Raw genomic sequence first — 265 nt, 5'->3', positions numbered from 1 at the left:
GAGGGCCTGCTTGGGGTGGACGCCGGTGTCCCGCGCGCACTGGTCGAGCATCGGGGTGTAGTCCAGCGCGTCCGAGGCGTTGGTGGTGATGGCGGCGGCCGTGATGACCTGGTGCTTTCCATCGACGACGGCCTGGGCGTTGTAGGCCTGGATGTAGGCACCGTCGCTGTTCTTCATGATCCGCGAGTCGGGGTCGGTGAAGTTGGCCTGCGCCTTGGGCTTGGGCCGGGCCTTGGCGGCGGGTTTGTCGCCGGCATCGATGACG

General features: G+C 67.9%; 1 pseudogene. It reads right to left on the bottom strand.

Features of this window, described 5'->3' with window-relative positions:
• Positions 1–265 (bottom strand): annotated as a pseudogene (locus MFF64_RS36950) (hypothetical protein); the annotation flags it as partial.

The organism is Methylobacterium frigidaeris, assembly GCF_022179185.1.
Taxonomy (GTDB): Bacteria; Pseudomonadota; Alphaproteobacteria; order Rhizobiales; family Beijerinckiaceae; genus Methylobacterium; species Methylobacterium frigidaeris.
Note: the sequence above shows the minus strand (reverse complement) of the source record. Positions and strands in the feature narration are given on the sequence as shown.